We start from the raw sequence: 16910 nt of genomic DNA, 5'->3' as shown, positions 1-16910 counted from the left end.
GCTAGCAATCCAGCGATCCAGCTCGGATCTGGTCACGCGCGGCCGTGGCCTGGCCGAGTCCCTGATGCCGGTGCTCAGTCCCATCGATGCCGGCACGAACCTGCCGCCGGCCGCCGCTGCGGGGAGGACGTCCGATGAGGAGTAATCCCCTGTTGAAGTGGCTGCTGATTCCGATGGCATTGTTGCTGGTGTTCGTCGGTGCCAGGTTGTTCTCAGGCAGTGACGCTGCACCTGGCAAGCAGGATGTCTCGGGGCAGCTCACTCCCGAAGAAATGAAGGCGCTCGGCATCGCGGGCGACACCCCGCGCGATACCATCGCCACCCTGGTGGCGCAGGTCAAGCAGCTCCGCACCGAGTTGCAGACCGCGCTGAGCGACAACCGCCAGCACAAGGCGGAGAACGAGCGCCTGCGTACCCGCGAGGGTGCGATCGACCAGCGCATCCAGAACGCCCTCGACAGCGAACGCCGCCGCCTGGAACAGGAGCGAACCCAGGCCGCCAGCGACCGGCAGCAGACGCAAGGGCTGATGCAGGAATTGCAGCGCCGCCTGGACGGGCTGTCCGGCAAGGGCGATGCCGCCGACCTGCCGATCGGCCTCGGGCTGGACGGGCATGACGGCGGGCCGCTCACGGATGGCGGCATGCGCTGGATCGAACCGGCTGACGCCCGGCCCGATCCCAAGGGCGGTTCGAGCAGCCTGCGCTTGCCCGCCTTTCCCTCCAGCTTCGGCCCGGCCTCGCCGGAGCTGTCGGCCGCGGCGGAGGCCGTCGGCGACAGGACGGCGCAGGCCGTTGGCGGCACCACCCAGGCGGTCTATACGGTGCCCACCAATGCCACGCTGATGGGCTCGGTCGCCATGACCGCGCTGATCGGTCGCATTCCCATCGACGGCACCGTCAACGACCCGTTTCCCTTCAAGGTGCTGATCGGGGCGGACAACCTGGCGGCCAACGGCATCGAGATTCCCGACGTGGCCGGTGCGGTGGTCAGCGGCACGGCCTCGGGCGACTGGACGCTTTCGTGCGTGCGTGGGCAGGTCCGCTCCATCACCTTCGTGTTCACCGACGGCACCATCCGCACGGTGCCGGAGGACGACGGCAAGCGCAATCAAAGCCAGAACAGCACCAGTCTGCTGGACGGCCTGGGCTGGATCAGTGATCCCTACGGCATCCCGTGCGTCTCGGGCGAGCGGCGCAGCAATGCCCAGCAGTACCTGGGATCGCAGGCGTTGATCACCGCGGCCGGCGCAGGCGCCGCTTCGCTCATCAAGTCCGACAACGGCAGCGTGGCCGTGGTCGCCAGCAACAACGGTTCGCTGGGCACGGTCGGCATTTCGGGCAACGAGGCCATGGGCCGCATCCTTGCCGGTGGCGTGCGCGACATGGCCGACTGGGTCAACAAGCTCTACGGCCAGGCCTTCGCTGCGGTCTACGTGCAGCCCGGCGCCAGGGTGGCCGTGCACCTGGAGCAGCCGATCGCCATCGACCACGACGCCAAGGGGCGCCGGGTGAATCACCTCATGGGAGAAGTGCATGCGCCGGACCTGGATTGACCGCCCCCTTGTCCTGCTCGCCGCCGCCGTTCTCGCGGGTTGTGCCACCAGCTCGGAAAAGCTGCTGCCCCGGGGCGAGCACACCATGCTGGACATCTGGCAGCACGAGACTGGCGGCTACAGCGGCGGCCAGGCCGGCCGCCTGCTGCTCGACGCACGCCAGGACCTGCGCCGTCCGCTGACCGACGCCGGCACCCTCGCAGCGCCCGCCCGGAACGCGGCCTACACCCGCACTGCAGCGAACGAGATCCAGCGACAGTTCCATCGACTGCCGAACCCCGATCTGGTGATGTACGTCTTTCCGCACCTGGCCGGCACCGACCCAGTACCGGTGCCCGGCTACAGCACCGTCTTCCCGCTCTACCAGCGCGTGCAGTACGCGATGCCCGGCGAGCGGCTGGAGGACTACTGATGGGCTGGCGACTGCCGTGGCCGCGTCGTCCGGCCCCCAGGCCAGTCCAGGCCGACATCGAGCCGGACGCCTGGACGCGGCATGTCGACCGCCTCGCTGCGCACGGCATCGACGCACCTGGCGCCGCCCTTGGGTCGAATCATCGGCGACCCGCGACGCGGGCCGACCACGCGGCGCTCTACGACGTGGCGCCGTCTTTCGCCGACCTGCTGCCCTGGGTCGAGTACCTGCCGGCCACGAGGTGCATGCTGCTCGAAGATGGCCAATCGGTGGCGGCGTTCTTCGAGTTACAGCCGATCGGTACCGAAGGGCGCGAGACCGCCTGGCTGTGGCAGGCCCGCGATGCCCTGGAGAACGCGCTGCAGGACTCCTTCGACGAACTGGACGAGAACCCGTGGGTGGTGCAGCTCTATGCGCAGGACGAAGCCGATTGGGACCACTACCTGCGCACGCTGGGGGCGTACCTGCATCCACGCGCGCAGGGCAGCGCGTTCAGCGAGTTCTATCTGCGCTTCTTCGGTCACCACCTGCGCGCGATCGCCAAGCCCGGTGGCCTGTTCGAGGACACCACGGTCACACGCCTGCCGTGGCGCGGCCAGACCCGGCGCGTGCGCATGGTGGTTTATCGGCGCACCCCGGACGCCACATCGGTCCGGCGCGGGCAATCGCCCGAGCAGGCCCTGGCGACGATTTGCGACCGCCTGGTCGGCGGCCTGGCGAATGCCGGCGTCAAGGCCCGGCGCCTTGGCGCGGCGGACATTCACGACTGGCTGCTGCGCTGGTTCAACCCGAATCCCGGCGCGCTGGGCAGCACGGCCGAAGACCGGGAGCGCTTCTACGCGCTGGCCCGCTACCCGGAAGACCGGGAAGAGGGCGAGATCGAGTTGGCCAGCGGCGACTTCGCGCAGCGCCTGTTCTTCGGCCAGCCGCGCTCGGATGTCGCCCGCGGCCTGTGGTTCTTCGACGGCATGCCGCACCGGGCCATCGTCATGGACCGCCTGCGCTCGCCGCCCGCGACAGGGCACGTGACCGGCGAGACGCGCAAGGGCGGCGATGCGATGAACGCGCTGTTCGACCAGATGCCCGAGGACACGGTGATGTGCCTGACCCTGGTCGCCACGCCGCAGGATGTGCTGGAGGCGCACCTCAACCACCTGGCCCGCAAGGCGGTCGGCGAGACGCTCGCCAGCGAGCAGGCGCGCCAGGACGTGCAGCAGGCCCGCGGCCTCATCGGCAGCGCGCACAAGCTGTACCGGGGCACGCTGGCGTTCTATCTGCGCGGCCGCGACATGGCGCAGCTCGACGCCCGCGGTCTGCAACTGGTCAATGTCATGCTCAATGCGGGCCTGCAGCCGGTGCGCGAAGAGGACGAGGTGGCGCCGCTCAACACCTACCTGCGCTGGCTGCCCTGCCTGTTCGACCCGGCGGCGGACAAGCGGCAGTGGTACACGCAACTGATGTTCGCGCAGCACGCGGCCAACCTGGGGCCGGTGTGGGGGCGCAGCCAGGGCACCGGCCATCCGGGCATCACCTTCTTCAACCGGGGCGGCGGCACGATCACCTTCGATCCACTGAACCGGCTCGACCGGCAGATGAACGCCCACCTGTTCCTCTTCGGCCCGACCGGCTCCGGCAAGAGCGCCACGCTGAACAACATCCTCAACCAGGTCACGGCGATCTACCGGCCGAGGTTGTTCATCGTCGAGGCCGGCAACAGCTTTGGCCTGTTCGGTGACTTCGCCGCTCGGCTGGGCCTGAGCGTGCATCGCGTGAAGCTGGCACCCGGCGCGGGCGTGAGCCTGGCGCCGTTCGCCGATGCCTGGCGCCTGGTCGATACACCGGGCCAGGTGCAGACGCTGGATGCCGACGCCCTGGACGAGGACGGCGACACCCATCCGGCTGATGACGGGGATGACCAGCGCGACGTGCTCGGCGAACTCGAAATCACCGCCCGGCTGATGATCACCGGAGGCGAGGACAAGGAGGAAGCGCGCATGACGCGCGCCGACCGCAGCCTGATTCGCCAGTGCATCCTGGACGCCGCCCAGCGCTGCGTGGAACAGGCGCGCACGGTGCTAACCCGCGACGTGCGCGACGCGCTGCGCGAACGCGCCCGCGACGCCAACCTGCCGGATGCCCGGCGCGCGCGGCTGCTGGAGATGGCCGATGCGATGGACATGCTCTGCCAGGGCGCGGACGGCGAGATGTTCGACCGTCCGGGCACGCCCTGGCCCGAGGCGGACATCACCATCGTGGATCTGGCCACCTTCGCGCGCGAGGGCTACAACGCGCAGCTCTCCATCGCCTACATCTCGCTGATCAACACGGTGAACAACATCGCCGAGCGCGACCAGTTCCTGGGCCGGCCGATCATCAACGTCACCGACGAAGGCCACATCATCACCAGGAACCCGCTGCTCGCGCCCTACGTGGTCAAGATCACCAAGATGTGGCGCAAGCTCGGTGCGTGGTACTGGCTGGCGACGCAGAACATCGACGACCTGCCCAAGGCTGCCGAGCCCATGCTCAACATGATCGAGTGGTGGATCTGCCTGTCGATGCCGCCCGACGAGGTGGAGAAGATCGCCCGGTTCCGCGAACTGTCGCCCGCGCAGAAGGCGCTGATGCTGTCCGCGCGCAAGGAGGCGGGCAAGTTCAGCGAGGGCGTCATCCTGTCCAAGTCGATGGAAGTGCTGTTCCGCGCCGTGCCGCCCAGCCTCTATCTGGCCCTTGCGCAGACCGAGCCGGAAGAGAAGGCCGAGCGCTACCAGCTCATGCGCCAGTACGGTATCGGCGAATTGGATGCCGCCTTCAAGGTAGCCGAGAAGATCGACCAGGCGCGTGGCATCGCATCGCCGCCGCTGTCTCTGCCGAAATGACCGGAGCGCGTCATGTCCTCGAAGCAAACCACCTTGCCGAGCCGGTCCCAGGCCCTTCGCAAGCGCGCCGGGCGACTCCCGCGGCTGCCCTGGGTGGTCGCCGGCATCCTTGTAGCCGGCCTGCTGGGCTGGCTCTTGTACCGCACGCCCGGTGCACCTACACCGCGCACGGAGCCCGAGGTCGCGCAGGCGCATCCGGCCGGCCCACCCTGGCGCCACGGCCCTGCCGATGCGCGCTTCACGCTGACGCTGTACGCCGACCTGGAATGTCCGTTCTGCAAGGCCTACTACCCGACCTTGGTGGCCTGGATCGATGCCCATCCAGAGGCCAGCCTGCGGTGGCATCACCTGCCGCTGGCGATGCACGATCCCGAGGCAAGCCGGCTGGCCCGCGTGGCCGAGTGCGCAGGCGAAGCGCAAGGCCACGAGGCCTTCTTCGGTGCCATCGCCTGGCTCTACCAAAACACCCGCGGCGATGGCCAGGGGCTGCCGACCGATCAGGCCTGGCCAGGCCTGACGACCGCCATCCAGGCATGCCTGGACAGCGATCGTTCCGCAGCTATCGTTCGCGCGCAGGCCGACGAGGCCCTGCGCAGCGGTATCAACGCCACGCCCACCGTGCGGCTGGAAGACAGCCTGACGGGAGGATCACTGCTGCTGCATGGGCCGATCGACGGTGATGCGCTTCTGTCGGCACTCGATCTGGTCGCCAGCGATGCATCGCGCGCTCCAGGACCCACCCATGCCGCCGACGCGGCACTCAGCGGAGACACCCGCACCCCCGCAATGACGACCATCCGGTGATGTCGTCACCCGTACCCGAGTTCGCGGCCTGTCCAGGCCTTGCCATGGGTCCGCGCGAGAAGGTCGCTTAGCGAGGGGGCGGCCGATCGCCAACAGCCGATTCGCACTGCCTGAAACCTCGCTTGACCTCAAGTTGACCTGAGGTTTAACCCTGATGCTGGAAGATTGATACCTCACAACCGTTGCGGGAGACGGCCGCCCCAGATCGGCCATTCGGCTTCTGGAAGGCTGCCGCCTTCCAGTGGGGCAATCCCAAGGCGTGCCACCATGGCCATCGGGGCCATTGCCACCTACTCAGCCACCGAGGGCGGCGCGCTGGAGGTGATGGCCATCGCGGCCCTCTACGCCGTTGTCAACGGACCGGCGCCGCCTGCGCATCTTCAACATCGCGATGGCCGTGCTGCTCGTGATGTCCCTGTATCCGCTGCTGTCGGGACACTCACAGGCTTGATCAGCGCACCCATCATGGCCTCTTTCCATGCTCCGCATTGGGGTCGCCACTACATGAAGACAAGTGAACAAGCTTGCCGTCTTGTCCCGGACCTCGTCCTACTCCCTCGCACCTACCTACGCCTTTTCGAGGTTAGGCATCGTGGTTTCTCGCAATCGTTCGACGAAGCTCCGCAACTGCACCGAGTCTTCGGCATCCCGGCGCAACAGGTAGGTCGTCAACGGGGGGACTTCACCGGCCAACGGACGCGAGACGACATCCGGGTGCCGCCACAGGGACAGATGCGTGCGGGTGGTGATCCCGAGGCCGTAGCCCGCCGCGACCAGCGCCATCAGCAGGTCATGGGATGCCACCCTTTCGGCAATCCTGACCTCGCATTCCGCGGCACGCAACAGCCTGTCGAGTTGCCGGCTGCATCCTGCGCACGCGTTCGGGTCACACAGCACCAGTGGATGGGAAAGCAGCTCCATCAGGGAAAGCTCGGGATGAATCAAGGCGGGATGCCGCGCCGGCACCGCGACGACCAGAGGCTCGCTCCACGCCGGCGTGGCCAGCAATCCTTCCCCCGGATGCTCCGCCTTCGCGAACCCCGCGTCGTAGTCGCCCTCTCTCAGGCCTTTCAGCTGCTGTGCGAGTGTCACTTCGAACAGGCTGATCTCGACCTCGGGCGACTCTTCGCGGCAGCGAGCCAGCAGGTTGCTCAAGTGCGATGGCGAGATGCCGTCGGACAGCGCGATTCTCAGGAGCCCGCGGTATCCGGTCGCGGCGGCCCTTGCGCCGGCACGGGCCTGCTCGACCGCTGCCAGTACGCGCCGTGCCTCCTCAAGGAAGACTTGTCCAGCCCAGGTGAGCCGGGTGCCATGGCTGTTACGCTCGAAGAGCCGGACGCCCAGATCATCCTCCAATTGGCGGATGGATCGCGACAGCGGCGACTGTTCGATGTGAAGTCGCTCCGCAGCACGGGTAAAGCTGAGTTCCTCCGCCACGGCGATGAAATACCGGATATGGCGCATCAGCATCGTTACGCTCCGGAATCTCGCCCCGCGTCCTGCTGGCCCGTGCCGGCAGACAGGTTCGCCACGTCCGGGGACATGAAGGACTTTCCGCTATCGTGCTAGACCGGCTTCACAAATGCCAACACAGCTATGGTTAGCATCGCAATCACGATGCCGAGATCAGCACCGGGAATTCTTCTTATAGCTGCTCCAGTTCGAATGCAATGACGTATTCGCCCGGAACGGAACCCATGCAAAGCCGAGAGCGCGACGACGAAAGCCAGCTTGACCAGCAACCATCGTGACGACAGCCATCCTGCGCTGAGCGCTAGTGATAACCCGAAGATCCAGGTCAACAACAATGCAGGTGTCGTGACAAGGAGATCAAAGCGCTGCAATGCAGCCAGCATCCCTGCTTGTTCTTCCGGTGGGGACTGCGAAATGGCATTTACTATCCATTCTTGCGCAAGCAAGCCGCCTACCAGAAACACCACCGCTGTCACGTGCGTCGCCACCAAATAGGGATAGAGCGCCGCAATCATCATCAGGCCTGTCCGATATCGTTGAATATTCTCGCCCGTTCACGTAGCCACCGGATATTGAGATAGCCGCCGAATGGCAGGAACGCAACTGCGAACAATCGAAGCATTTCACGTTTATGCCAGCCGCCGCCGGCTACAGTTTGCAAGGCAGTCCATAGGTACGCCAAGAATGCGATCCCATGTATTGGCCCAAGTAGCTTCGAGCCATACGGCCAATCCCCGAAATGCCTGAGAGGTGCCGCAACGAACACTAGCAGGATCAGAGTTGTCGCCTCGACGATCGACGCCTTCTCCAGGCGCCTCAGTTGTTTGGATTCAATACTTCTGATTTGATCGAGTGAGTTCTTTTCTGCCTGTGCGCTTGTGGTCATGACTCATCCGCTGGGTGGCTCAATATGTCAGAACAATCCAGGCGCCTGATTGATGCAGGCATGCCTCGACCTTGTTCAATGGTTATGTTTTCAGCGACTTTCCTCTCGCCGGAAGCGCAAGTATGTCGACATGTCGGAAGTTCGCCAATTGGCTAGAATGCCATCTATCGAAGGATTCTCGCCAATCAAGGGAGCGAGTTCTGTGAAGCAAAGTGCAGTACACAGGGTAGCCATCCTGGCGTTTGATGGCGTTGTGCCGTTTGACCTGACGATGGCCTGCGAGATGTTCGGGCGCGCGCCCCTCCCGCCGGGGAAGATCCCATACGAGGTTCTCGTATGCGCCCAGTCGAATCGTATTCGAACAAAGTTGTTCGACATGCGTATCCGCTGGGGCTTGAGCCATGCCGTGAATGCCCAGACTGTCATCATTCCGGGGCTCGACGATGTCCTTTCCCCTATCCCCAACACCCTGCTGGAAGCCATCCGAGCAGCGGAAAAGAATGGTGCGAGGATCGCATCGTTGTGCAGTGGCGCCTTCATCCTGGCACGCACGGGGCTGCTAGATGGCTTGCGTGCCACCACCCACTGGCGTGGTGTACAACTTCTGGCAGATCTCTTCCCACAGGTCACAGTCGACCCCAATGTTCTTTTCGTGGACAACGGTCGGATACTCACCTCGGCAGGCGCGTGCGCCGGAATGGATCTGTGCCTACACATGATTCGACAAGACTGCGGCAATGCCGTTGCAGCAGACACAGCACGATGTGCCGTCATGCCTCTTGCACGAGATGGCGGGCAGGCGCAGTTCATCGCTTACGATCCCCCAGACGCATCTTCCAATCTCAGCCCATTGCTGCAATGGATCGAAGAGCGGCTAGATCAAGATTTAACCCTGAAGGACATGGCTGGGCGGGCTGCGATGAGTAGCCGCACCTTGAATCGACGGTTTCAGGAACAACTGAACACTAGCCCTCTCCAGTGGCTTCTAAGGGCGCGTGTCAGGCGTGCGCAGACTTTGCTAGAAACGACAAACCTACCCGTTGAGCACATCGCTAGTGCAGTGGGCTTTGGAAGCCCCACCTCCCTGCGGGAACATTTCGGTCGGATCGTGGGAGTCAGCCCAACGGCCTATCGAAAATCCTTTAGTCTTGTGCGCTGAACTGCCTGGACGATTTCTCGCTTGAACTCCGCACTGACGCACTGAACTTCCTTCGCTTCGACATGAACACTCCTCAGGGCCTTCATCGGCCTTCTTGTAAGTGTCCGTGATATCGGGGGTGAACCCGTCAAGCGGGTGAAACGGCGTATCCATGCCCCATGAACCGAGCGAGCCCCACGCGCTCCTCTCCATCGGCGAACTGGCGTGCTGCGGCGACGCCAGCGTGCGCTTGATCCGCCACTACGACGAGCACGGCCTGTTGAGCTCCGCGCGTGCCAGCAACGGTTATCGCATGTTCCTCGGGGCCACGGTGTCGCGGGCGCGTGCGCCGGAATGGATCTGTGCCTACACATGATTCGGCAAGACTGCGAGCAACGGCCTGTACAAGGCCGAGGTCATCCACCGGTGGTCCTGGCGGAACCTGCAGGACGTCGAGTTGGCCACCCTGGAGTGGGTGGACTGGTTCAACCACAAGCGGTTGCTGGGGCGATCGGCGACATCCCACCGGCCGAGGGCCGAAGCGAACTACTATCAACAGACCCGTGAGCTCGCTATAGCGGCGTGACTTACACCAACGAGTCTCCGGGATTCCCGGGGCGGTTCACACTGATGTCGATCGACTATCGAGGATGGGGTGTACTTCAACAGCCTGTTAGGCCTCTTCTACCAGCATCTGGCGCAGCCGTGCGCGTCGCTGTTCAAGGTCCGCGATCTGCCGCTCTATGGAAGCGAGCCGTCGGCGTTGCACTTCACTCGTTTCAGGACACGCTGCAGCGCCTTCGATCATGCGCATGCAATCGGGAAAACCGCGGATTTCCGCCAAGCTGAAGCCTGTGGCGATCAACCTCTGGATCTGACGGACCTGAGTGACGGCGACTGGGAGAAACATCCGATAGCCGTTTTCCGCGCGTACGGAAGTTAGCAGTCCGTTGTCGTCGTAGTGCCGAATCGAGCGCCGGCTTGCCCCTGTCTTGTGGGCGAGCTCGCCAATGGTCATGGGGCTTTGAGGCTTGGACATGGACCCACTATACCATTTCCCCGCTTGACACTCACATCAATGTGAGGCTTGAGACTAGGTGTGTTCTAGGAACCTAGGAGTACGTGTCTATGTCTTTGTCGAAACTTCGTGGTGCATTCGGCGCACTGATAGCAACATTCGCGCTACTGGCCGCCGCGCCGGCTACGTTCGCCGCAACCCGGAATTACACCGTCACTGCCCCCGATGGAGTGGTGCTGGCCGTCCAGGAAGCTGGTGATCCCGAGGGTTCTCCCATCATTTTCATCCATGGCCTGCTGGGCAGCCGGCTGAACTGGAGTAAGCAATTACAGGACCCTCGACTCCAGCATTATCGATTGATCACTTACGACCTGCGTGGGCACGGCATGTCGGGCAAACCGGCCGAGGCCAGTTCCTACACCGACGGGCGCCGCTGGGCCGATGACCTAGCCGCGATCATCGAATCGACACACGCGCGCAAGCCGGTGCTCGTGGGATGGTCGCTGGGCGGTGCCGTGATATCGAACTACCTGGCAGTCTATGGCGACAAAGCCATCGCCGGTGCCGTCTATGTCGGCGGAGTGATCGAGCTGAAGCCCGACCAGATCGTGGCGCACCCTGAAGTCTATCGCGACATGATCGCTTCGGACTTGCAAACCTATCTGGACGGCGAGCGCGCTTTCCTGCGGCTGTGCTTCCGCCGCCAGCCCGACGCGGCCACGTTCTCCTTGCTGCTGGCCAACGCAGCGCTGGCATCGTGGGACATGCAACGTGCCGTGCAGTCGATGACGGTCGAGGCAGGCAAAGGATTGAGCAAGGCCGAGGTTCCGCTCCTGCTGATCTACGGCACCCAGGATGCGCTCGTGAAGGCCAAGCCCAGCATCGCCAGGGCTACGAGCCTCAACCCACAGATCCGCAGCGAGCTGTATGCCGATTCAGGGCACGCGCCGTTCCTCGAAGAACCGGAGCGCTTCAACCGGGACCTGTCGGATTTCGTTCGTATGGCTCTTTCACGCTAGCGATCCATACCGTACGGAGTTGATGATGTCGGGTATCGACGGCATTGCATCGTGGAACTCAGTTGCTGGATTCTCAGAGTTGCACATCGAGGCGGGCGGCGTGGCGTTTTGCGGCGTCACTGGCGGCTCCGGAGGACCGCCCGTGCTGCTGCTACATGGCTACCCACAAACCCATCTTGCATGGCGACATGTCGCGCCACGGCTGGCACAGTCGTTTACGGTCGTGGCGCCGGACCTGCCCGGCTACGGTAGCAGTCGGCCCGACTCGGATCGGCCTCGCTGGACCAAGCGTCGCGTGGCCAGCGCCTTGATTGCCTTGATGGCCAAACTTGGACACCGCCGGTTTGCCGTTGTGGGACACGACCGGGGGGCACGCGCCGGATACCGCCTCGCGCTCGATTACCCGGGGCAGGTGACGCACTTCGCCTCGCTGGCCGTGATTCCGACTCTGGATGCATGGGATCTGGTGGACGAACGATTTGGACGCGCCAATTTCCATTGGTTCTTCCTGGCCCAGCCATTCGGGCTCCCGGAAAAGCTACTGTCCGCCGACCCGCAGGCATTCATCGATGCTGCGCTGGCCCGTATGGCGGGCGGGCTGACAGACAACGAGATTTTTCTCTTCCGGGAAGAGAGTTATCCTGTCTGTAGCCCGATCTTGCTGAAGCAGCCTAGGGAAGACAAGCAGTTTGATCTGACTCGTTATACGCTCATCGAGGAGGACCCTGCGCCTGACCGAGCGTTGGCGTGGTCGTATTGGCTGGAGCGGCTGAAAGTGAGCGCCGATAACACACAGCCACGGCTCCGCTTCAGCCACTATGGCGTTGCGCTTTCCGCGGCTATCGATGGGTTGGGCGTTGCTCTAGGTCGTTCACCGATGATCAACGCGGAACTGGAGGCCGGTCGTCTGGTTCGGCCATATGGTGACAATGTCAAGGCGCTCGCGCCCCACGTATATGCGCTCACATGGCCGGAGGGATTGGCTACAGACCAACGGCTGATGGCGTTCCGTGATTTTGCGCTGGATGAAGCATGCGGATGCGAACTTGCGGCCGGTCCGTGCGGGGCTCCGCCATCTGCTGAAGGAGCCCCGGCAGTAAATTGGTCCGGCGATCGAGCAGCTCGCCGGCGTGCTGCACTCTCGGGCATTTAAGCTGAAGCGGCATAGGTGCTAGCGCTCTTGAAGCGCTAGTCGAACCCCTAGAGCACAGTACACGCAGCCGACCACTTTCCCCTGCCATTTCATCACCGACGGGTTCCGGCGCAGGAAATTGCCCAGCCCGCTCGCGCCCACTGCGAATAGGATTGTGCTGACGAGGCCTAGGCCAACAAAGATGATCCCTAGAATGATGAGTTGAAGCGTTATCGACCCGTTCTCTGGCCGAACGAATTGCGGGAGGAATGCAAGAAAGAACAACGCTGTCTTGGGATTAAGGACTTCCGCCAAAATTGCCTGACTGAAAGCCTGACCAGCGGAAATCCGCACTGCGCCGGCCGACGGATTGACTGAGGTTTTTTCCAGAAGCGCGCGTATACCGAGATAAATGAGATAGGCAGCGCCGATATATTTGACGATACTGAACAGCATGGCAGAGGCGGCTATGACTGCCGAGATACCGACCACGGCCATGAGCGTGTGTACCAGGTCGCCAGCGGCAATCCCAGCTCCGGTGGCGATCCCGACCTTCGTTCCAGAAGTTGTAGCCCGCGCCACGGTGAGCAGCGTGGCTGGCCCCGGAATAAAGACAAAGCCTAGAACAACTGCGCAGTACGTAACCATTGTCGTCATGTCGATCATGCTATTTTTCTCCGGGAGAACGATATCAAAGAGGTCAGGCATGCAGCTATTGGCTAATCAGCAGGGCAGTGACTGCGCCACACAACGCTAGCAGTGTCGCAAAGTCTAGAGGTACGCGCCAAATGCTCAGCCGCACCCATCTCCTTGCTTTCTCCTGCATAGCCGGCGTCATTTGGTTCGCTCGTTCGAACTCGAGTGCGCGGGGGATGAAATAGATACCTGACCAGGCACGCATAACGAGATGGCTTGCCGCCGCAATGAAAAGGCACAGGCGTGCAGATGGATGTGCCCAGACCAGCCACAAGGCGGCGATGAGAGTGAACTCAAAGACAAAGTGCACAGGCATCCAGAAGAGCTTCCGGTTGAGCCCACCCTGTTCCGGCTGGATCAAGTGAATATTCGCAGGCCATATCCGATCCACCAACAGGCACTCGTACAACGCGCCGCCTAGGCTCATGGCGGCAAGAGCAAGCGCGGTAAAGGCTGCGAAGGGAGCGAGCACGCCATGCATTGCGGATGCCTCCAACTGTGATATCTTGACGATCAATTATCTTGATTGCCAAGGGAATCTGATGGTAAAGTCAAATCAGCGGCGGACAGACCAGATGACGAGGCTTGGCGTAGCGCTTCGGATAGCTAGCGCCCAGAGTATCTTAATTAGCCAGGCAGTCGCCGACGCAGTCGGGCTCACTCCTACAGCCCTTGAGTGCCTCGATCTGATTCAATTACGCGGCTGTGCCACCGCAGGTGACTTGGCGCGGCATACTGGCTTGACGACCGGAGCCGTCACGAGCCTGATCGATCGGTTGGAGCAGGGCGGTTACGTCACTCGTGAGCGTGATCCGCAAGATCGTCGACGTGTCTACGTCCGGCTGCGTCCCGAGAACATAGGCGCACTCGCAGCGATCTATCATCCTCTCCAGGCGGCGACGGAACGGCTGTTTAACCGCTACTCGGCGGCCGAATTGAACCTGCTCATAGATTTTACAGAACGCAGCGCAGAGATCGCGAGCGATTTCGTTAGAAGCCTTAGAAACCTGGAAACTCAAAATGACAGCGCTGATAAGCGGTAAAAGGGGTTGTATAGATGTCGAAAACTGATGGGTTATCAGAATTACTCATTCATCAAGCGAAGTTGCAGGCCGAAGCCGACGCGCTAATAGATGCGCTCGGCTTGGACAACTTGCTGTCAGAGATCGGAAGTCCGACGCGCGTGGGAAGTTCCGCACTGGGTCTGATGGTCCGCCGGGATATCGACATCACCGTTACGTGCAAGAAGCTGGATGAGGAGACGCACCGCGCGGTGGCTGAACTTGGCGGGAAGCTGGCTATGCATGCTTCTATAGGCTCTGTTCAATTCCGCAATGATACGGGTATCTGGAACAGTGATGTCGAAAAATATCCCGATGGCCTGTATCTGGGGGTAACCTGTCGCGACGAGACCGGCCGAGACTGGACCTTTGACATCTGGTTTGTCGACGAGCCGGAGAGGCAGCCTGATCTCAAACATCTTCGCACAATTCCGTCAAAGCTGACCACTTCCGCTCGCCAGTCGATTTTGGCGATCAAAACCGCGCTGGCGAACGGTTCCTGTTCAGGTAGACGCCCATCCAGCTTTCAAGTTTATGAAGCTGTACTCGAATACGGCGTAACCAGCCTGTCTGAGTTTGAAGACTGGCTGAAAGGGCCTCGTCAACCAGAGTTCTAGGTCGTCGCGACCAAGAACTCTTCCGCGCTCGATAATTGCAAGCCATCCTTCCGGTTCGTGAAGTAGCGTTGTGCAAGTGCGCTCGGGGGGACATGCCGAACATCCTGAAAGCCGGCACTCCGAGCCATGGCCATTATCTCTTCAGGCGCGAATAAGCTAATGAATGGTGTTCCGCTTGCGCGTGCACCCTCGAGCGCCTGCCCAAGCTGTAGCCGAACATCAGGCGGCATGAGATAGAGCGGCAACATGAACGTCATGGCGAGTGTCGATCCTGGCGCAAGCGCCGCGACCTGACGGAAAGTTGCCAGAGTTGCTTCTTTCGTCAGGTACATGCTGACGCCGGTGGAAGCTATGATGGCCGACTGCTTCGCATCGAAGCCCGCCTCCGCAAGTGCCTGCCAGACAGAGCCTCCTGCTTCGAAATCAACCGGGACAAAGCGCAACCATTCAGGAATGCCATAGCCAAGCGCGGTCAGCCGTTGGCGTTTCCATTCCTGGGGCGCCGGCTGATCGACTTCAAAGATGCGCATCCGACACGCAACGTCTGTCCTGCGTTGGGCGAAGGTGTCGAGGCCGGCGCCTAAAATGACATACTGCGCAACGCCGCGATCCGCTTGTTCAATGACCAGATCTTCGACAAACCTCGCTCTGGCAACCATCGACGCACGAAAGGTCTTTGTAAAATCGGGATCCATGTCGGGACGACGCCGCCACTCCGCGCCGGGCGCCAGAAGGCGAAGCCCAACCCTGTCCTCAAAGACGTGAGGCGCTGCATCGATCTCGACGTGCAGGGCACGCCACAGCGCGGTACGTTCTGCCGTGCTCTCCGGCGCCAAGTTCGCCTTGCCTTGCATCATGTTGATGCGCCGGCTTTTGTCTGTGCTGGGGCTTCCAGGCTCCAGGTCCGCCCATCCGGATCGCGGACAGTCATTTCCCGCGTACCCCAATGGGTATCTGCGAACGGCGAAACGACTTCAAACGGGGGGGCAAGGTCAAGGGTTTCGCCATCGCGAATCTTTAGCACCATTTGGATGGCAGGCTGCTCGTTCTCTGGCACTTCGGCGATGAAAAGATACGGGCCCGCCTCGTTGCGCAGTTGTCCAGAATTATGATCGGTTTCAAAGTCAAGCTCGTATCCCAAGGACTGAAAGAACTTTGCGGACTTTCCCCAATTATGGGTCGTCAGGAAGATTGCTTTCACACCTTCGGTCTTCATTGTTCATCTCCTTTTCTACGTCTGTTTTGGCTGCGCGGAAGATCGCCTCTCTTGTTGATTTTCTCGTTCAGATACGCGCGTAGCGCGTCGGCAACGAGCGCCGAGAGCGACATTTCGGCTTCAATCGCATGATGTTTGACCTCTCGGATCAGGCTGACCGGAAGGTAAACGTTGAACTGCTTGACATCTTCGCTAGCCATAGGAGCTAGTATGCTAGCAAACTAGAATCAAATCAACCCTGCTGGTGAGTGCGTGCCCATGTCCGATGTTGAACAGCCCGAATTAGCTTATCGCCGGGTTCTGGCCCTCACAGCGGCATTGTTTCTCTCGTATCTTACTATTGCAATGTCGTTGCCGGCGGTGCCGGTCCACGTCGTGCATGGCCTGGGGCTGGATAACGCCTACGGGGGGCTAGCTGTCGGGATTACCTTTGTATCGACGATCCTCACGCGTGGCTGGGCTGGAGCCCATGTTGATCGACTCGGAGGCAAACATTGTATGCAGCGGGGCCTGTTCCTCTATGCTGCGGCCGGGCTGATCTGCTTCACCGCGAGTTGGCCTCAACTTCCCATGGGCGGCAGCTACGCGGTGCTGATCGTCGGGCGCCTTCTGCTTGGTCTCGGCGAGAGCGTTGCTAATGTGGGCATGATAAGCTGGGCCATTGGGCTGATGGGGCAGGCGAGAACTGGCCGGGTCATGTCGCTCGTTGGCGTCGGTATGTACGGTGCCTACGCAGCGGGTGGTCCATTGGGACTTGCGCTCCTGAATAGGCTCGGCTTCGCTTGGCTGATGGTTGCCTGCACGGTGCTGCCACTCGTCGGGTTAGCTGCCATCTATCGGCTGCCAGCGGTGGCACCGCATGCGGGTCAACGGGAGTCCTTCTGGCGGATAATCGGTCGCATTTGGCGTCCGGGCACGGCTCTAGGTCTTCAAGGTGTTGGTTTGCACGCGGAACTGAGCCAGTTTTTCCACCGAGAAGTGAGCCACCTCTAAGTATGGTTTTCTG

19 protein-coding genes and 3 pseudogenes are annotated in these 16910 nt (G+C 62.1%); 13 read left to right on the top strand and 9 right to left on the bottom strand.

The window, feature by feature from the left end; translation table 11 throughout:
- Positions 1 to 28 precede the first annotated feature (28 nt).
- The 5 genes and pseudogenes from CAL13_RS21105 to CAL13_RS01735 form a co-directional block, all read left to right on the top strand.
- Positions 29 to 145, top strand: a pseudogene (locus CAL13_RS21105) (TIGR03749 family integrating conjugative element protein); the annotation flags it as partial.
- Entirely contained in the window at positions 135 to 1553 is a 1419-nt protein-coding gene (locus CAL13_RS01750; protein WP_086071307.1) for a TIGR03752 family integrating conjugative element protein, read from the top strand. The pseudogene CAL13_RS21105 and the gene CAL13_RS01750, both read left to right, overlap by 11 nt.
- A complete protein-coding gene (locus CAL13_RS01745) occupies positions 1534 to 1965 on the top strand; it encodes a TIGR03751 family conjugal transfer lipoprotein (protein WP_086071306.1) in 432 nt (143 codons plus the stop codon). Before CAL13_RS01750 ends, CAL13_RS01745 begins: the two co-directional genes overlap by 20 nt.
- The gene (locus CAL13_RS01740; RefSeq protein WP_086071305.1) at positions 1965 to 4844 is read left to right on the top strand and encodes a conjugative transfer ATPase; all 2880 of its coding nucleotides are present in this window, start codon (positions 1965 to 1967) and stop codon (positions 4842 to 4844) included. Before CAL13_RS01745 ends, CAL13_RS01740 begins: the two co-directional genes overlap by 1 nt.
- A gap of 12 nt (positions 4845 to 4856) precedes the next feature.
- A complete protein-coding gene (locus tag CAL13_RS01735) occupies positions 4857 to 5648 on the top strand; it encodes a DsbA family protein (protein ID WP_198297891.1) in 792 nt (263 codons plus the stop codon).
- 567 nt (positions 5649 to 6215) lie between these two features.
- Here the strand turns inward: CAL13_RS01735 and CAL13_RS01725 are convergent.
- The 3 genes from CAL13_RS01725 to CAL13_RS01715 form a co-directional block, all read right to left on the bottom strand.
- A complete protein-coding gene (locus tag CAL13_RS01725) occupies positions 6216 to 7118 on the bottom strand; it encodes a LysR family transcriptional regulator (protein ID WP_012492785.1) in 903 nt (300 codons plus the stop codon).
- A gap of 95 nt (positions 7119 to 7213) precedes the next feature.
- Entirely contained in the window at positions 7214 to 7639 is a 426-nt protein-coding gene (locus tag CAL13_RS01720; protein ID WP_232467731.1) for a CopD family protein, read from the bottom strand.
- Complete coding sequence (locus CAL13_RS01715) at positions 7639 to 8007, bottom strand: DUF3817 domain-containing protein (RefSeq protein WP_027350538.1); 369 nt, start codon at positions 8005 to 8007, stop codon at positions 7639 to 7641. Before CAL13_RS01715 ends, CAL13_RS01720 begins: the two co-directional genes overlap by 1 nt.
- A gap of 202 nt (positions 8008 to 8209) precedes the next feature.
- Here CAL13_RS01715 and CAL13_RS01710 point away from each other — a divergent pair, with 202 nt between their 5' ends.
- From CAL13_RS01710 to CAL13_RS21415, 3 genes and pseudogenes are all read left to right on the top strand, one after another.
- Positions 8210 to 9166, top strand: a complete 957-nt coding sequence (locus tag CAL13_RS01710) for a GlxA family transcriptional regulator (RefSeq protein ID WP_086071304.1) — start codon at positions 8210 to 8212, stop codon at positions 9164 to 9166.
- 151 nt (positions 9167 to 9317) lie between these two features.
- Positions 9318 to 9491, top strand: a pseudogene (locus tag CAL13_RS01705) (MerR family DNA-binding transcriptional regulator); the annotation flags it as partial.
- A 48-nt stretch (positions 9492 to 9539) separates the two neighbouring features.
- Positions 9540 to 9731, top strand: a pseudogene (locus CAL13_RS21415) (IS3 family transposase); the annotation flags it as partial.
- 87 nt (positions 9732 to 9818) lie between these two features.
- Here the strand turns inward: CAL13_RS21415 and CAL13_RS01695 are convergent.
- On the bottom strand, positions 9819 to 10163 hold the full coding sequence (locus CAL13_RS01695) for a MerR family transcriptional regulator (RefSeq protein WP_442857349.1): 345 nt from the start codon (positions 10161 to 10163) through the stop codon (positions 9819 to 9821).
- Positions 10164 to 10273: 110 nt separating this feature from the next.
- On the opposite strand from CAL13_RS01695, the gene CAL13_RS01690 reads away from it, so the two are divergent.
- Both CAL13_RS01690 and CAL13_RS01685 read left to right on the top strand, forming a co-directional pair.
- On the top strand, positions 10274 to 11182 hold the full coding sequence (locus CAL13_RS01690) for an alpha/beta fold hydrolase (protein WP_086071302.1): 909 nt from the start codon (positions 10274 to 10276) through the stop codon (positions 11180 to 11182).
- A 22-nt stretch (positions 11183 to 11204) separates the two neighbouring features.
- The gene (locus CAL13_RS01685) at positions 11205 to 12335 is read left to right on the top strand and encodes an alpha/beta fold hydrolase (protein ID WP_080701648.1); all 1131 of its coding nucleotides are present in this window, start codon (positions 11205 to 11207) and stop codon (positions 12333 to 12335) included.
- A gap of 18 nt (positions 12336 to 12353) precedes the next feature.
- Here the strand turns inward: CAL13_RS01685 and CAL13_RS01680 are convergent, their stop codons facing one another.
- Both CAL13_RS01680 and CAL13_RS01675 read right to left on the bottom strand, forming a co-directional pair.
- Positions 12354 to 12980 carry a LysE family translocator gene (locus tag CAL13_RS01680; protein WP_032963801.1) on the bottom strand — a complete coding sequence of 209 codons (627 nt, stop codon included), beginning with the start codon at positions 12978 to 12980 and terminating at the stop codon, positions 12354 to 12356.
- A gap of 46 nt (positions 12981 to 13026) precedes the next feature.
- Positions 13027 to 13491 carry a hypothetical protein gene (locus tag CAL13_RS01675; protein ID WP_043223445.1) on the bottom strand — a complete coding sequence of 155 codons (465 nt, stop codon included), beginning with the start codon at positions 13489 to 13491 and terminating at the stop codon, positions 13027 to 13029.
- Between the two features lie 25 nt (positions 13492 to 13516).
- Between CAL13_RS01675 and CAL13_RS01670 the strand changes: the two genes are divergently transcribed.
- Both CAL13_RS01670 and CAL13_RS01665 read left to right on the top strand, forming a co-directional pair.
- The gene (locus CAL13_RS01670) at positions 13517 to 14053 is read left to right on the top strand and encodes a MarR family winged helix-turn-helix transcriptional regulator (protein WP_198297889.1); all 537 of its coding nucleotides are present in this window, start codon (positions 13517 to 13519) and stop codon (positions 14051 to 14053) included.
- Positions 14054 to 14067: 14 nt separating this feature from the next.
- Positions 14068 to 14688 carry a hypothetical protein gene (locus CAL13_RS01665; RefSeq protein ID WP_043223441.1) on the top strand — a complete coding sequence of 207 codons (621 nt, stop codon included), beginning with the start codon at positions 14068 to 14070 and terminating at the stop codon, positions 14686 to 14688.
- Here CAL13_RS01665 and CAL13_RS01660 read toward each other — a convergent pair.
- The 3 genes from CAL13_RS01660 to CAL13_RS01650 are packed head-to-tail and all read right to left on the bottom strand — an operon-like array spanning position 14685 to position 16104.
- Positions 14685 to 15542: a class I SAM-dependent methyltransferase gene (locus CAL13_RS01660; protein WP_032972751.1), complete on the bottom strand. Its 858-nt coding sequence runs from the start codon at positions 15540 to 15542 to the stop codon at positions 14685 to 14687. The two genes, CAL13_RS01665 and CAL13_RS01660, sit on opposite strands and share 4 nt — an antisense overlap.
- On the bottom strand, positions 15542 to 15904 hold the full coding sequence (locus CAL13_RS01655) for a glyoxalase (protein WP_032972548.1): 363 nt from the start codon (positions 15902 to 15904) through the stop codon (positions 15542 to 15544). Before CAL13_RS01655 ends, CAL13_RS01660 begins: the two co-directional genes overlap by 1 nt.
- The gene (locus tag CAL13_RS01650) at positions 15901 to 16104 is read right to left on the bottom strand and encodes a ribbon-helix-helix protein, CopG family (RefSeq protein ID WP_062737779.1); all 204 of its coding nucleotides are present in this window, start codon (positions 16102 to 16104) and stop codon (positions 15901 to 15903) included. Before CAL13_RS01650 ends, CAL13_RS01655 begins: the two co-directional genes overlap by 4 nt.
- A 58-nt stretch (positions 16105 to 16162) precedes the next feature.
- Here CAL13_RS01650 and CAL13_RS01645 point away from each other — a divergent pair, with 58 nt between their 5' ends.
- Positions 16163 to 16897, top strand: a complete 735-nt coding sequence (locus CAL13_RS01645; protein ID WP_198297888.1) for an MFS transporter — start codon at positions 16163 to 16165, stop codon at positions 16895 to 16897.
- The last annotated feature ends 13 nt before the right edge of the window (positions 16898 to 16910 follow it).

This window comes from Bordetella genomosp. 9, from assembly GCF_002119725.1.
GTDB lineage: Bacteria > Pseudomonadota > Gammaproteobacteria > Burkholderiales > Burkholderiaceae_B > Bordetella_C.
Note: the sequence above shows the minus strand (reverse complement) of the source record. Positions and strands in the feature narration are given on the sequence as shown.

What these genes read in the sequence shown, in the direction of transcription:
- CAL13_RS01650 (WP_062737779.1), bottom strand. Translation starts at nt 16,104, where the DNA reads ATGGCTAGCGAAGATGTCAAGCAGTTCAACGTTTACCTTCCGGTCAGC.
- CAL13_RS01685 (WP_080701648.1), top strand. Translation starts at nt 11,205, where the DNA reads ATGATGTCGGGTATCGACGGCATTGCATCGTGGAACTCAGTTGCTGGA.
- CAL13_RS01680 (WP_032963801.1), bottom strand. Translation starts at nt 12,980, where the DNA reads ATGATCGACATGACGACAATGGTTACGTACTGCGCAGTTGTTCTAGGC.
- CAL13_RS01725 (WP_012492785.1), bottom strand. Translation starts at nt 7,118, where the DNA reads ATGCTGATGCGCCATATCCGGTATTTCATCGCCGTGGCGGAGGAACTC.
- CAL13_RS01750 (WP_086071307.1), top strand. Translation starts at nt 135, where the DNA reads ATGAGGAGTAATCCCCTGTTGAAGTGGCTGCTGATTCCGATGGCATTG.
- CAL13_RS01690 (WP_086071302.1), top strand. Translation starts at nt 10,274, where the DNA reads ATGTCTTTGTCGAAACTTCGTGGTGCATTCGGCGCACTGATAGCAACA.
- CAL13_RS01665 (WP_043223441.1), top strand. Translation starts at nt 14,068, where the DNA reads ATGTCGAAAACTGATGGGTTATCAGAATTACTCATTCATCAAGCGAAG.
- CAL13_RS01745 (WP_086071306.1), top strand. Translation starts at nt 1,534, where the DNA reads ATGCGCCGGACCTGGATTGACCGCCCCCTTGTCCTGCTCGCCGCCGCC.
- CAL13_RS01735 (WP_198297891.1), top strand. Translation starts at nt 4,857, where the DNA reads ATGTCCTCGAAGCAAACCACCTTGCCGAGCCGGTCCCAGGCCCTTCGC.
- CAL13_RS01715 (WP_027350538.1), bottom strand. Translation starts at nt 8,007, where the DNA reads ATGACCACAAGCGCACAGGCAGAAAAGAACTCACTCGATCAAATCAGA.
- CAL13_RS01660 (WP_032972751.1), bottom strand. Translation starts at nt 15,542, where the DNA reads ATGCAAGGCAAGGCGAACTTGGCGCCGGAGAGCACGGCAGAACGTACC.
- CAL13_RS01675 (WP_043223445.1), bottom strand. Translation starts at nt 13,491, where the DNA reads ATGCATGGCGTGCTCGCTCCCTTCGCAGCCTTTACCGCGCTTGCTCTT.
- CAL13_RS01645 (WP_198297888.1), top strand. Translation starts at nt 16,163, where the DNA reads ATGTCCGATGTTGAACAGCCCGAATTAGCTTATCGCCGGGTTCTGGCC.
- CAL13_RS01720 (WP_232467731.1), bottom strand. Translation starts at nt 7,639, where the DNA reads ATGATGATTGCGGCGCTCTATCCCTATTTGGTGGCGACGCACGTGACA.
- CAL13_RS01740 (WP_086071305.1), top strand. Translation starts at nt 1,965, where the DNA reads ATGGGCTGGCGACTGCCGTGGCCGCGTCGTCCGGCCCCCAGGCCAGTC.
- CAL13_RS01655 (WP_032972548.1), bottom strand. Translation starts at nt 15,904, where the DNA reads ATGAAGACCGAAGGTGTGAAAGCAATCTTCCTGACGACCCATAATTGG.
- CAL13_RS01695 (WP_442857349.1), bottom strand. Translation starts at nt 10,163, where the DNA reads ATGACCATTGGCGAGCTCGCCCACAAGACAGGGGCAAGCCGGCGCTCG.